10 protein-coding genes are annotated in these 13,094 nt (G+C 73.5%); 6 read left to right on the forward strand and 4 right to left on the reverse strand.

From position 1 onward, the window contains the following. Nucleotides 1–122: 122 nt before the first annotated feature. The 4 genes from argC to N5875_RS02240 are packed head-to-tail and all read left to right on the forward strand — an operon-like array spanning nt 123 to nt 4,451. Complete coding sequence (gene argC, locus N5875_RS02225) at nt 123–1,163, forward strand: N-acetyl-gamma-glutamyl-phosphate reductase (protein WP_338491514.1); 1,041 nt, start codon at nt 123–125, stop codon at nt 1,161–1,163. After that, nucleotides 1,160–2,311 carry a bifunctional glutamate N-acetyltransferase/amino-acid acetyltransferase ArgJ gene (gene argJ / locus N5875_RS02230; protein ID WP_318210517.1) on the forward strand — a complete coding sequence of 384 codons (1,152 nt, stop codon included), beginning with the start codon at nt 1,160–1,162 and terminating at the stop codon, nt 2,309–2,311. The genes argC and argJ overlap by 4 nt, the downstream gene beginning before the upstream one ends. A 17-nt stretch (nt 2,312–2,328) precedes the next feature. Then, a complete protein-coding gene (gene argB, locus N5875_RS02235) occupies nt 2,329–3,276 on the forward strand; it encodes an acetylglutamate kinase (RefSeq protein WP_338491516.1) in 948 nt (315 codons plus the stop codon). Further along, nucleotides 3,273–4,451 carry an acetylornithine transaminase gene (locus N5875_RS02240; RefSeq protein WP_318210519.1) on the forward strand — a complete coding sequence of 393 codons (1,179 nt, stop codon included), beginning with the start codon at nt 3,273–3,275 and terminating at the stop codon, nt 4,449–4,451. Before argB ends, N5875_RS02240 begins: the two co-directional genes overlap by 4 nt. A gap of 107 nt (nt 4,452–4,558) precedes the next feature. On the opposite strand, the gene N5875_RS02245 is transcribed toward N5875_RS02240, so the two are convergent. Genes N5875_RS02245 through N5875_RS02260 form a run of 4 tightly spaced genes read right to left on the reverse strand, consistent with a single transcriptional unit; the run spans nt 4,559 to nt 9,249 of the window. Beyond that, on the reverse strand, nt 4,559–6,130 hold the full coding sequence (locus N5875_RS02245; protein ID WP_318210520.1) for an amidohydrolase: 1,572 nt from the start codon (nt 6,128–6,130) through the stop codon (nt 4,559–4,561). Nucleotides 6,131–6,149: 19 nt separating this feature from the next. After that, entirely contained in the window at nt 6,150–7,016 is an 867-nt protein-coding gene (locus tag N5875_RS02250) for an ABC transporter ATP-binding protein (RefSeq protein WP_318210521.1), read from the reverse strand. Continuing rightward, complete coding sequence (locus N5875_RS02255; protein ID WP_318210522.1) at nt 7,013–8,143, reverse strand: iron chelate uptake ABC transporter family permease subunit; 1,131 nt, start codon at nt 8,141–8,143, stop codon at nt 7,013–7,015. Before N5875_RS02255 ends, N5875_RS02250 begins: the two co-directional genes overlap by 4 nt. Further along, nucleotides 8,140–9,249, reverse strand: coding sequence for an iron chelate uptake ABC transporter family permease subunit (locus tag N5875_RS02260; protein WP_338491517.1), 1,110 nt, complete (start codon nt 9,247–9,249; stop codon nt 8,140–8,142). The genes N5875_RS02255 and N5875_RS02260 overlap by 4 nt, the downstream gene beginning before the upstream one ends. A 228-nt stretch (nt 9,250–9,477) precedes the next feature. On the opposite strand from N5875_RS02260, the gene N5875_RS02265 reads away from it, so the two are divergent. Beyond that, nucleotides 9,478–11,187 (forward strand): ABC transporter ATP-binding protein, encoded by a 1,710-nt coding sequence (locus N5875_RS02265; RefSeq protein ID WP_318210524.1) that lies wholly within the window; start codon nt 9,478–9,480, stop codon nt 11,185–11,187. Between the two features lie 56 nt (nt 11,188–11,243). After that, nucleotides 11,244–13,094, forward strand: coding sequence for an ABC transporter ATP-binding protein (locus N5875_RS02270; protein WP_318210525.1), 1,851 nt, complete (start codon nt 11,244–11,246; stop codon nt 13,092–13,094).

Genomic DNA, 13,094 nt, shown 5'->3' on the forward strand with positions numbered 1-13,094 from the left:
ACATTCGCGATTCCACCACCGGAAATACTTAGGTTAGGCTAAGTTAAGTTTCGGTGCGTCGACTTGGGGTGTGTACCCCCGGTGTGCGCCACGTCCCCATTCATCAGGAGAGACGGAAGAACATGACCTTACGGGTCGCGGTGGCCGGAGCCAGTGGCTATGCCGGTGGGGAGATCCTCCGCCTGATCGCCTCACATCCCGGTCTCGACATCGGCGTCCTCGCCGCGCACAGCAGCGCCGGCCTCACACTCGGCCAGGTGCAGCCCCAGGTGACCTCGCTCGCCGACCGGGTGCTGACGGAGACGTCGGCGGAGGCGCTCGGCGGACACGACGTCGTGTTCCTCGCCCTGCCGCACGGGCAGTCGGGCGCCCTCGCCGCGAAGTTGGGGGGTGACACCCTGGTCGTCGACTGCGGGGCGGACTTCCGGCTGCGCGACCCGGTCGAGTGGAAACGTTTCTACGGCTCCGAGCACGCGGGCACCTGGCCGTACGGGCTCCCCGAGATGCCCGGCGCCCGGGACGACCTGAAGGGGGCCACCCGGATCGCCGTCCCGGGGTGCTACCCGACCGCCGTCACCCTCGCGCTCTACCCCGCGCACGCCGCCCGCCTCGTGGAACCCGAGGTCGTCGTCGTCGCGGCCGGCGGGACCTCGGGGGCGGGCCGGGTGGCCGAGCCCCGTCTGCTCGGCTCCGAGGTGATGGGGTCGATGACCCCGTACGGCGTCGGCGGCGGTCACCGGCACACCCCCGAGCTCACCCAGAACCTCTCCCTCGTGGCGGGCGAGCCGGTGACCGTGTCCTTCACCCCCACCCTCGCCCCGATGCCCCGCGGGATCCTCGCCACCTGCTCCGCCCGGCTGCGCCCGCACGTGGCCGCCGAGGGCGGTCTCGGCGAGGTCCGTGAGGTCTTCGAGGCCGCGTACGCGACCGAACCGTTCGTCCGGCTGCTACCGCAGGGCCAGTGGCCGTCCACGGCCTCGGTGCTCGGATCCAACACGGTGCACGTGCAGGTGGCCCTCGACCCGGCCGCCCGCCGACTCGTCTGCGTGAGCGCGATCGACAACCTGACGAAGGGCACCGCCGGTGGCGCGGTGCAGAGCATGAACGTCGCCCTCGGCCTGCCCGAAGGGCTCGGCCTGCCCATGAATGGAGTGGCTCCGTGACCGTGACCGCCGCCCGAGGATTCCTCGCCAGCGGGGTGGCCGCCGGCATCAAGACGTCCGGCGATCCCGATCTCGCCCTGGTGGTGAACCAGGGCCCCGCACCGGCCGCCGCGGGGGTCTTCACCTCCAACCGGATCCAGGCCGCACCGGTCCACTGGTCGCGGCGGGTCCTCGCCGAAGGCCGGGTCTCCGCGGTCGTCCTGAACTCCGGCGGCGCCAACGCGTGCACCGGCCCGGCCGGCGCCGGCGACGCCCGGACGATGGCCGAGCAGACGGCCCTCGCCGTCGGCGTCACCCCGGACGACGTGGCCGTCTGCTCCACCGGGCTCATCGGCGTCCCGCTGCCCATGGACCGGATCACCGCCGGAATCGCCCTCGCGGCGCAGCGGCTCGCCTCCGACGGCGGCGAGGACGCGGCCGTCGCGATCAAGACGACGGACTCGGTGCACAAGACGGCCGTCGTCTCCCGCTCCGGCTGGACGGTCGGCGGGATGGCGAAGGGCGCGGGCATGCTCGCCCCCGGTCTCGCCACCATGCTCGTCGTCCTCACCACCGACGCCGTGGCGGCCGATCCGTCGCTCGACGCCGCGCTGCGCGCCGCCGTACGGACCACCTTCGACCGGGTGGACTCCGACGGCTGCATGTCCACGAACGACACCGTGCTGCTGCTCGCCTCGGGCGCCTCCGGCGTGACCCCGGCGGACGGGGACCTCGCCGAAGCGGTGCACGCCGTCTGCCTCGACCTCGCCCGGCAGCTGATCGCCGACGCCGAAGGCGCGTCGAAGGAGATCGAGGTGGCCGTCGTCGGCGCCGCGTCCGAGGACGACGCCGTCACCGTGGGCCGCTCGGTCGCCAGGAACAACCTCCTCAAGTGCGCCCTGCACGGCGAGGACCCGAACTGGGGCCGGGTGCTCTCGGCTATCGGCACCACCGACGCCGAGTTCGACCCCGACCGCCTCGACGTGGCCATCAACGGCGTGTGGGTCTGCCGGGACGGCGCGGCAGGAGAGCCCAGGGAGAAGGTCGACATGTCCGGCCGCCGGATCACGATCACGGTCGACCTGCGCGCCGGGGAGGCGTCCGCGGAGATCTGGACCAACGACCTGACGGCCGAGTACGTGCACGAGAACAGCGCCTACAGCTCATGAGCCGAGGGGGTACGAGAATGAGGACGCTCGGCGAGCAGCCTGCCGTACGACGTGTGGAGGCCGTCGGCCTCCCGTCCACGGACGTCCCCTGGTCCGAGGAGCTCCAGGGCCGGACCGTCGTCGTCAAATGCGGTGGCAGCACCCTGGAGGACCCGGCGCTCCGGCGGTCGTTCGCCCAGGACGTCGTCGAGCTGTGGCAGGCGGGCCTGCACCCGGTCGTGGTGCACGGGGGTGGTCCCCAGATCAGCTCGATGCTCGACCGCCTCGCCCTGGAGGTCCGGTTCGAGGCGGGCATGCGGGTGACCACGCCGGAGGCCATGGACGTCGTCCGTATGGTGCTGACCGGGCAGGTCCAGCGGGACCTGGTCGGCGCCATCAACGCCCACGGGCCCTTCGCCGTCGGCATGTCGGGCGAGGACGCCCACACCCTGACCGCCGTACGCCGCCCGGCGTGGGTGGACGGCCGGGCCGTCGACATCGGTCTCGTCGGCGACATCGTGGACGTGGCCCCGGACACCGTACGGAACCTCCTCGCCGGCGGCCGCATCCCGGTGGTGTCCCCCGTCGCACGCGGTGCCGACGGGCAGATCTACAACGTGAACGCCGATCTCGCGGCCTCGGCCCTCGCCGTCGCCCTCGGCGCCGACCGGCTGGTGATGCTCACCGACGTCCCCGGCCTGTACGCGGACTGGCCGCGCAGCACCGAGGTGGTCTCCCGGCTGACGGCCGACGAGCTGGAGACGCTGCTCCCCGGGCTCGCGGGCGGGATGCTGCCGAAGATGGAGGGCTGCCTGCGGGCGGTCCGGTCGGGAGTCGGACGGGTCCACGTCCTCGACGGGCGTACCCCGCACGCCGTCCTCCGGGGCGTCCTCACGGAGGAGAACCCCGGCACCACGGTCCTGCCCGACGCCGTCCCAGCAGACGTCCCGGCCGCCGCGCCGCACGAGGAGGAGACCCCCGCATGACCGTCACCGTTCCCCTCAGGGACCGCTGGCGTGCCGTGATGATGGACACCTACGGCACTCCCCCGCTGGCCCTTGTCCGTGGCGAGGGCCGCACCGTCTGGGACGAGTCCGGCCGTGCGTACACGGACTTCACCGGCGGGATCGCGGTCAACACCCTCGGGCACGCCCACCCCGCCGTGGTGGCGGCCGTCACCGACCAGGTCGCACGGCTCGGTCATGTGTCGAACCTGTTCGTCGCCGAGCCGCCGGTGGCGCTCGCGGAACGACTCCTCGGGCTGTTCGGCAGGCCTGGCGGCCGGGTCTTCTTCTCCAACTCCGGCGCGGAGGCCGTCGAGGCGGCCTTCAAGGCCGCCCGGCGGACCGGGCGCCCGCGGCTCGTCGCGATGGAGGGCGGCTTCCACGGCCGCACCATGGGCGCCCTGGCGGTCACGGGCCAGCGGGCGAAGCGCGAACCGTTCCTGCCGCTGCCCGGTGACGTGACGCACGTGCCGTTCGGCGACGTCGACGCGCTGCGGGCCGCGGTCTCGGAGGACACGGCGGCGGTCTTCGTCGAGCCCGTGCAGGGCGAGGCGGGCGTGATCCCCGCGCCCGACGGCTATCTGCGGGCCGCCCGTGCGATCACCCGTGCCACGGGCAGCCTGCTCGTCCTCGACGAGGTGCAGACCGGGATCGGCCGGACCGGTCACTGGTTCGCGCACCAGGCCGAGCCGGGCCTGGACCCGGACGTGGTGACGCTGGCCAAGGGGCTGGGAGGCGGTCTGCCGATCGGTGCCACGGTGGCGTTCGGGGCGGCCGGCGAGCTGTTGGGCCCTGGGCAGCACGGGTCGACCTTCGGTGGCAATCCGGTGGCCTGCGCGGCGGGTTCGGCCGTCCTGGAGACCATCGTGGCGGAGGGCCTCCTGGAGCACACCGTACGGATGGGTGAGCTGCTGCGGGCGGGGGTGGAGGCGCTGAAGCACCCCCTGGTGGCCGAGGTCCGGGGCGCGGGGCTGCTGCTCGGCGTCGTCCTGACCGAGCCGGTCGCCGCCCGGGTCCAGGGGGCGGCGCAGCGGGCCGGGTTCCTCGTCAACGCCGCCGGCCCCGGAACCGTACGGCTGGCTCCGGCGCTGACGGTGTCGGCGCGGGAGGTCGAGCGGCTGGTGGAGGCGCTGCCGGGAATCCTGGACGCGCGCTAGCCGGCCCGCTCGCGCGGCCCCCGAGCGCATCGCCCCCACCGTGGGGCCCCGAGCGCGTGGCCCCCGACCATGGGGCCACGCGGTCGGCCTCGTCCAGGTGCGGGGCGTCAGCCCTTCGCCGGCTCGGTCCGCCCGTCGACGTACGTCGCCACGACCTCGATCTCCCCGATCCGCGAGGTCTCGACGGCCCGGGGATCGTCCCCGAGGACCACCAGGTCGGCGCGCTTGCCGGGCGTGAGGCTGCCCGCGCTGTCGTCCCAGTGGCAGGCGTACGCACCGGCCACCGTGTAGGCGTGCAGGGCCTCGTCGACGGTGATGGCCTCGTCCGGGCCCATCGGCCGGCCGGAGGAGGAGGTGCGTTCCACCATGAACTGGATCGCGCGCAGCGGCGAGCCGTCCGTGACCGGCCGGTCGGAACTGCCGACGAGGGTGACGCCGTGGTCGAGGAAGCCCCGGCCCCGGTACATCCAGGGCGCCCGCCGCTCCCCCATGACGTCCGCGTAGTCGTCGCCGAAGGAGCGGAGGAAGTGGGGCTGGATCACGGCGCTGACGCCGAGCCGGGCGAAGCGGGGCAGCTGGTCCGGGCGGATCAGCCCCGCGTGTTCCACGCGGTGCCGGGCTGCCGGGCGGGGCCGGAGCTGCTGCGCGCGCTCCAGGGCGTCCAGGGCGAGGTCGGCGGCGCGGTCGCCGATGGCGTGGACGGCGAGCTGCCATCCGGCGAGGTGGCCGTCGACGATGAGGTCCGCGATCCGGTCGGGGGCGTCCTGGAACTGTCCGGTGTGGGACATGCCCTCGTACGGTTCGGTGAGCGCCGCCGTACGGGCCATCATGCCGCCGTCGGTGTAGATCTTGAGGGCTCCGAGGGAGAGCCAGTCGTCGCCGAAGCCCGTGCGCAGCCCGAGGTCGAGGGCGCGCGGGATGCCGTCGTTCCGGTGCGCGGCGCGCGGGCGGAGGGTGTCGCCCGCGGCCATCAGCTGGACGCGGAGGGGCAGTCGGCCCTGGTCCCTGAGGAGTTGGTACGCGCCGAGTTCGACGGGGCTGTGTCCGAGCAGGCCGCCTCCGATGCCGGCCTCGGCGCAGGCGGTGATTCCCTCGGCGAGGCAGGTGCGGCCGGCGCGCTCGATCGCGTCGGCGAGTTCCTCCTGGGAGTACGGCAGCCGGAGTCGCCGTACGGCGGTCATGGCGCTCTCGGCGAGGAAGCCGTCCTGGTGCGGCACTTCGGCCGGGAGGAGGCCGAGGACGGCGCTGTTGACGACGCAGGCGTGTCCGGAGTCGTGCATCAGGAAGATCCTGCGGCCCTGGGCGACGCGGTCGATCTCGGTGGCGGTGAGGTGGCGGCCCAGGGCCCGCTGGTCGTATCCGGCGACGTCCACCCAGGCGCCCTCGGCGGCGCGGTCGGCCGCTTCGGCGATGACGGCGAGGACGTCGTCGACGCGCTCGCAGGGGGCGATGGTGGGGGTGTTCGCCTTCAGTCCGGCCCATGCCAGGTGGACGTGGCTGTCGATGAAGCCGGGCAGCACGGTGGCGCCCTGGAGGTCGACGACCTCGCGGGCGGGCAGCGAGGTCACGGCCTCGTCCAGGCCCACGATGCGTCCCCGCCAGATGCCGAGGTCGTGGGCGACGGGGTGGTCCGGGTCCATGGTGAGAATGCGCGCATTCGTCAGCCTCGTACAGAGCATGGGTGGTCCGTTCCCGTCGTCAGGTGGTCTTGGCCATCGCGGTGTCGAGGTGTGCGGTGGTCGCGGCCGCGGCGGCGTACCCCTTGGGTGCGGCGGGCACCATGAGCGGTGTGCCGGTCTCGGGGTCGGGGATGATCCGGCACGGCAGGCCGAAGACGTCCTCGACGAGTTCCGCGGTCATGACCGTCTTCGGGTCGCCCTCGGCCGCGATGATGCCGCCGGGTCGCATCACGATGAGGTGGGTGGCGTAGCGGCAGGCCTGGTTGAGGTCGTGCAGGACCGCGACGACCGTGTGGCCCTGCTGGGCGTGGAGCTGGGCGCACAGGTCGAGGACCTCGACCTGGTGGGCGATGTCGAGGAAGGTGGTCGGCTCGTCGAGGAGCAGGATCTCGGTCTGCTGGGCCAGGACCATCGAGAGCCAGACGCGCTGGCGCTGGCCGCCGGACAGGTCGTCGACGGGGCGGTCGGCGAGTTCGAGCACGCCGGTCTGCCGCATCGCCTCGACCACGGCCGTCTCGTCGTCGGCGGACCACTGCCTCAGGAGGCCCTGGTGGGGGTAGCGGCCCCGGGCCACCAGGTCGCCCACGGTGATGCCGCCGGGCGCGGTGGAGGACTGCGGGAGCAGTCCGAGCCGGCGGGCGACCTCGCGGGAGCGGTACGAGGCGATGGCGGCGCCGTCCAGGTAGACCTGTCCGGCGCGCGGCTTGAGCATCCGGGCGAGGGCGGTGAGCAGGGTGGACTTGCCGCAGGCGTTGGGTCCGATGATGACCGTGAAGGAGCGGTCCGGGATCGCGACGTCGAGGTCGGTCGCCACCGTCCGCTGGTCGTAGGAGAGGGTCAGGTTCTCGGCACGCAGGCGGGAGGCCGGACGGTTCGTTGCTGTCATGCGCGGCTCTTTCGCGACTCGGTGACCAGTAGCCAGATGAGGTAGAGCCCGCCGACGCAGCCGGTCGCCGTGCCCACCGGGAGGAGCGCGGGGGCGAAGACGCGCTGCACGGCGAGGTCGCTCAGGGCGAGCATGACGGCGCCCATGAGGGCGGACGGCAGCAGGGCGGGGCCGGACGAGCCGGTGATCTTGCGGGCCACCTGGGGCGCGGCCAGGGCGACGAACCAGATGGGGCCGGTCACCGCGGTGGCGAACGCGGCGAGGGCGACGCTGATCACGAGCAGGACGGTGCGGGTGCGGGAGACGTTGACGCCGAGGGCCATGGCGGTGGTGTCGCCCATCTCGACCATGGAGAGTCGGCGGGAGAGGAAGAAGGCGAGGGGCAGGAGGACGGCGACGGCGATGCCGATGGCCTGGGCGTGCGTCCAGAGCCGGTTGCCCAGGCTGCCGATGAGCCAGGCCTGGGCCTCCAGGGCCTCCTGGAAGGTGGCCCTGGTGATCAGGTACGAGTTGACGGCGAGGAGCAGGGCGCTGACTCCGATGCCGACGACGACGAGGCGGAATCCCTGGATGCCGCGGCCGATCATGAGGAGATGGACGGCGAGGGCGGTGCCGAGGCCGCCGACGAGGGCGCCGAGCGCGATCTCGGTCATGCTGCCGTGCAGCATGACGATGACGACGAGCGCGCCGACGGCGGAGCCGTTGGTGAAGCCGATGATGTCGGGGCTGCCCAGCGGGTTGCCCGTGATGCTCTGGAGGATGGCCCCGCTGACGGCGAGGGCCGCGCCGACGCACAGGGCGGTCACGAGGCGTGGCATCCGGAGGGTGTTGACGACGAAGTCGGCGATGCCGGTCCCGTTTCCGGTCAGCGCCTGGACGACCTCGCCGACGGAGAGGTCGAAGTCGCCGGTGGTCAGGGTGATGCCGGCGACGACGAGGAGGGCGACGAGGAGGGCCGCGGTGACGGCGGCGGTGCGGCCCTGGACGCGCAGGGAGATGCTCCCGGAGCGGGTACGGACGACCCGGCCGGTGATGACACGGGGCAGGTCCGGCGCGGTCGCCCCGCCCGGCCCTGCACGGGGCGTCGGGTCGGGTGCGGAGGTCTTCGTCTCCCGTACGGCGGTCACAGCATCACCAGCTTTCGGCGACGGCACAGGGCGATGAACAGGGGGGCGCCGATGAACGCGGTGACGATGCCGACCTGCACCTCGCCGGGGGCGCCGAGGACCCGGCCGATGACGTCCGCGCCGACGAGGAGGACGGGGGCGATCAGCATCGAGTACGCGAAGACCCATCGCTGGTCGGGGCCGACGACGAAGCGGGCGATGTGCGGCACGGCGAGGCCGATGAAGCCGATCGGTCCGGCGGCGGCGGTGGCGGCCCCGCACAGCAGCATCACGGCGACGGCGCCGAGGGCGCGGGTCAGGCCGATGTTCACCCCGAGGGCCCGGCCGACCTGGTCGCCCATGGCCAGGGCGTTGAGTGACGGGGCGAGGACGAGGGCGACGATGAAGCCGATGCCGATGAACGGCAGGGCCATCACGACGATGTCGTAGTAGCGGCCCGCGAGGGAACCGACGGTCCAGAACCGGAACTGGTCGAAGGCCCGCGGATTGAGCAGCAGGATCGCCCAGTTGAAGGCGTAGAGCACGGCGGTCACGGCGGCGCCGGCGACGACGAGCCGCTCGGGAGAGGCGAGTTTCCGTCCCGAGGAGCCGAGCAGGTGGACGCCGACGGACGCGGCGGCGGCGCCGGCGAGGGCGAACCACACATAGCCGAGCGGGGCCGAGATGCCGACGAAGGCGATGGCCACCACGACGCCCGCGGAGGCGCCGAGGTTCACTCCGAGCATGCCGGGGTCGGCGAGCGGATTCCGTGTCAGGGCCTGCATCAGGGCGCCGGCCAGGCCGAGGGCGGTGCCGACGAGGATGCCGAGGAGGGTACGGGGGATCCGGTAGTCGTGGATGATCACCGAGGTCTCGGAGCCGTCGGGGTTCCACAGGGCGTCCCACGTGGCGGTGAAGGGGATGCCTCGGGTGCCGACCCAGACGCTCAGGAGTCCGACGAGGACGAGCGCGGCGAGGGCGAGGAGCAGGCCTAAGCCACGGGCCGCGGTCCCGGCGCGGCCGATGCGCGGCGGGCCGACGGGATCGGAGGGATCACCGGCCTTGCCCTCGGGGCGCCCCTCGGCCTGCTGTCCCGACACCACCCGGGATTCGACGGACAACGACAACTCCCCCTGGCGGCGGTTCAGATGTACGGCGAGCCCGCGGCGCGACAGACCGACAGGCCACGACTTAGGTGAGGCTAACCGAACTGTTCCGAGTGGTCAACGCGCCGAACAGGACCCGTTCCGCGCCACCCGGGACAAACCTCCACCGCACTCCGCCGGACCGCACCACCCGGCCCTCCGGTCAGAGTAGGCTTACCTAACCATCCCACCCCTCCGTGAAGGAGTCACATGCCAACGGGCGGACCGACGGGGGGACTTGTCCTCCGCCAAGCGATCAGAGGACAACGCCGCCGAGTCATCGCGGCATCCCTGCTCGGCATGACCCACCAGGGCTGTGAGGCCCTGGTGCCGGTGGTCATCGGCGTCACCATCGACACGGCCGTCGCCACCGGCTCCTCCTCGGCGCTGCTGCGCCTGCTGATCGTCCTCGCCGTGCTGTTCCTGGTCCTGTCGACCTGCTACCGCACCAGCGCCCGGATCGGCGAGGGCACCGGCGAGCTCGCCGCGCACAAGCTGCGGCTCGATCTGGCGGCCCGGGTGCTCGACCCCCGGGGCGGCGCCGACGCCAACCGGCTCCCGGGCGCGCTGACCAGCATCGCCACCAACGACGCCCGTCGCGTCGGCTCGGTGGCCACCGTGATCTCGTACGGGGTGTCCGCGGTGGCGGCCCTCGTGATCAGCGCCGTGGCGCTGATCAACATCTCCGTCCCGCTCGGTCTGCTCGTCCTGCTCGGCATCCCGCCGCTCCTGTGGCTCGGGCACCGCATCAGCCGGCCGCTCGAACGGCGCAGCGAGACCGAGCAGGAGCACGCCGCCCACGCCTCGGGCGTCGCCGCCGACCTCGTCACGGGACTGCGCGTCCTCAAGGGGATGGGCGCCGAGTCGGCCGCGGTGGCCCGCTACCGCACCACGAGCCAGGACTCGCTGTCCGCCGCGCTGCGCGCCGCCCGCAGCCGGGCAGGCCACGAGGGCGCGATCCTCGCGCTGACCGGCGTCTTCATCGCCGTGATCGGTGTGGTGGGCGCGTATCTCGCCATGGACGGCAGCATCAGCGTCGGCGACCTGGTCGCCGCCGTGGGTCTGGCGCAGTTCCTCCTCGGCCCGTTCCAGCTGCTCACCTACGTGAACGCCGAACTCGCCCAGGGCCGGGCGTCGGCCAAGCGGATCGCCGAGGTCCTCGCCTCGCCCGTCACCGTCGAGGCCGGGCACGACGCGCCCGCCGACCCGGCCGCCGGACACGTCGCCCTGCGCGGGGTGTCGCTCGGCGCGCTCCGCGGTGTGGACCTCGACCTCCCGGCCGGCAGCCTGACCGGAGTCGTCGCCCGGGACCCGGCCGCCGCCAACGACCTGCTCGTCTGCCTGGCCCGCGAGGCGGACCCCGCCGAGGGGGCGATCGAGCTCGACGGCACCCCGCTGACCTCGCTCGACCCCGACGCGCTGCGCCGCGTGGTCCTGGTCGCCCACCACGACGCCGACCTGTTCGAGAGCACCCTGCTCGACAACGTACGGGCAGGTGCCGGGGCCGCGACAGGCGACGGCCCGGCCCCCGTCGAGCGCGCGCTCCAGGCGTCGGCGGCCGACGACGTCGCCCGGCTCCTCCCCGACGGCGGGGACACGCTCCTCGCCGAACGGGGCCGTTCGCTCTCGGGCGGCCAGCGCCAGCGTGTCGCGCTCGCCCGAGCGCTCGCCGCCGACCGGCCGGTGCTCGTCCTCCACGACCCGACCACGGCGGTCGACACCGTCACCGAGTCGCGGATCGCCGCCAGGCTGCGCGAGGTCCGACGGGACCGCACCACGATCCTCGTCACCACGAGCCCCGCGCTCCTCGCGGTGACCGACCGCGTGGTGGTCCTGGAGGACGGTGCCGTACGGGCCGCCGGTCACCACACCGAACTCCTCGCCGCCGACGCGACCTACCGAGCGGCGGTGCTGGCATGACGCTCACCGACGGCACGAAGGCGGACGAAGGACGCGAGAGAGAGACGGACCAGACCATGAGCGGAACCAGCCCGGACCGCGTGCTCCTGCCGACCGCCACCGGCGCCGAGTCGCTCACCGCGCTCCGCGCCATGCTGCACGGTCACCGGCTCCTCGGCATCGCCGCGATCGTCGTCCTGGTCGCCGGCACCGCCATCGGCCTGCTGACCGCTCCGCTGCTCGGACACATCGTCGACCTCGTGGTGGAACACCGGGGCGCGTCCGCCCTCACCCTCCCCCTGGTCCTGCTCGTCGTCGTCGCCGTGGCCCGGGGCGCGGCGGCGGCCGTCGGCAGCACGCTCGTCGCCCGGCTGGGCGAGACCGTACTGGCCGCCCTGCGCGAGCAGTTCATCGAGCGGGCGCTGCGACTGCCGCTCGACCGGGTCGAGGCGGCCGGCTCGGGCGACCTGGTCTCCCGGGTCACCAGTGACGTGTCGATGATCGGCAAGTCGGTGCGGCAGGCGCTGCCGGAGTTCAGCCGCTCAGCCCTGACCATCCTGCTCACCTTCGCCGGACTCGCCGTCCTCGACTGGCGGTTCCTGATCGCGGCGCTGCTCGCCGCGCCGGTCCAGGTGCTCTCGGTGCGCTGGTACCTGCGCCGGGCAGCCCCGGTGTACGGCGAACACCGCATCGCCACCGGCGCGTTGCAGCACCAGCTGCTTGACAGCGTCGGCGGCGTCCGGACCGTCCGCGCCTTCCGGCTGAACAAGACCCATACGGGACTCCTGGAGCAGCGGTCGGAGGCGGCGCGCGATCTGGGTCTGCGAGGCATCCACATCGTCACCGGGTTCTTCTCCCGGCTCAACCTCGCCGAGTTCATCGGGCTCGCCGCGATGCTCGGCACCGGATTCGTCCTGGTCGACCGGGGCGCGGTCAGCATCGGTACGGCCACGGCCGCCGCGCTGTACTTCCACAGCCTCTTCAACCCGATCAACGCGACCCTGTTCCTCCTGGACGACGCCCAGTCGGCGGGGGCGAGCTTCGCCCGCCTGGTCGGTGTCTCGAACCTCCCGGCCGAGCGGGAGCCCCAGGAGCGGCGCGCCCTCGCGGACGGGTCGGTCGAGGTGTCCGGGCTCAGCCACGCGTACGGCTCCGGGGCCCCGGTCCTGCACACGGTGGACCTCCGGGTGCGTGCCGGGGAGCGGGTGGCGCTCGTGGGAGCCAGCGGCGCGGGCAAGACGACCCTGGCCAAGCTCATCGCGGGCGTCCACAGCCCCACCGAGGGCTCGATCGCGCTCGGCGGGGTCGACGCCCGGGAGCTGGGCCCGGCCGGGGTCCGGCGGGCGGTGGCCCTCATCAGCCAGGAGGTGCACGTCTTCGCCGGGACCCTCGCCGACGACCTGCGCCTGGCCCGGCCCGAGGCGTCCGAGGAGGAGCTGCACGCGGCGCTGGACCGGGTCGGGGCGCTGGAGTGGGCGCGGGGCCTGCCCGAGGGCCTGGAGACCGTCGTCGGCGAGGGCGGGCACCGGCTGACGGTCACGCAGGCCCAGCATCTCGCCCTGGCGCGGCTGGTGCTGGCGGATCCGCCGATCGCGATCCTCGACGAGGCCACCGCGGACGCGGGCAGTGCCGGCGCGCGGGTCCTGGAGGACGCGGCGGCGCGGGCCCTGGAGGGCCGTACGGGACTGCTCGTCGCGCACCGGCTGCCGCAGGCCGCGGCCGCCGACCGGGTGGTCGTGCTCGACCAGGGACGTGTCGTCGAGACCGGCACCCATGAGGAACTCGTGGCGGCCGGTGGCCGGTACGCGGATCTGTGGGCCGCGTGGTCCGACAGCCGCCGGAAGCCCGGGGAGAAGGTGCCGCACCCGGCGAAGGACGCGGACACCGGCGGCGCCTCGGCGGAGGTCCCGGTCGCGCCGGGCCGCTGA

The sequence above is a fragment of the Streptomyces sp. SJL17-4 genome (assembly GCF_036826855.1).
GTDB lineage: Bacteria > Actinomycetota > Actinomycetes > Streptomycetales > Streptomycetaceae > Streptomyces.

Excerpts from the sequence above, each read along its gene's own strand:
- argC (WP_338491514.1), top strand. The coding sequence starts at position 123 with ATGACCTTACGGGTCGCGGTGGCCGGAGCCAGTGGCTATGCCGGTGGG.
- argB (WP_338491516.1), top strand. The coding sequence starts at position 2,329 with ATGAGGACGCTCGGCGAGCAGCCTGCCGTACGACGTGTGGAGGCCGTC.
- N5875_RS02240 (WP_318210519.1), top strand. The coding sequence starts at position 3,273 with ATGACCGTCACCGTTCCCCTCAGGGACCGCTGGCGTGCCGTGATGATG.
- N5875_RS02245 (WP_318210520.1), bottom strand. The coding sequence starts at position 6,130 with ATGCTCTGTACGAGGCTGACGAATGCGCGCATTCTCACCATGGACCCG.
- N5875_RS02250 (WP_318210521.1), bottom strand. The coding sequence starts at position 7,016 with ATGACAGCAACGAACCGTCCGGCCTCCCGCCTGCGTGCCGAGAACCTG.
- N5875_RS02265 (WP_318210524.1), top strand. The coding sequence starts at position 9,478 with ATGCCAACGGGCGGACCGACGGGGGGACTTGTCCTCCGCCAAGCGATC.
- N5875_RS02270 (WP_318210525.1), top strand. The coding sequence starts at position 11,244 with ATGAGCGGAACCAGCCCGGACCGCGTGCTCCTGCCGACCGCCACCGGC.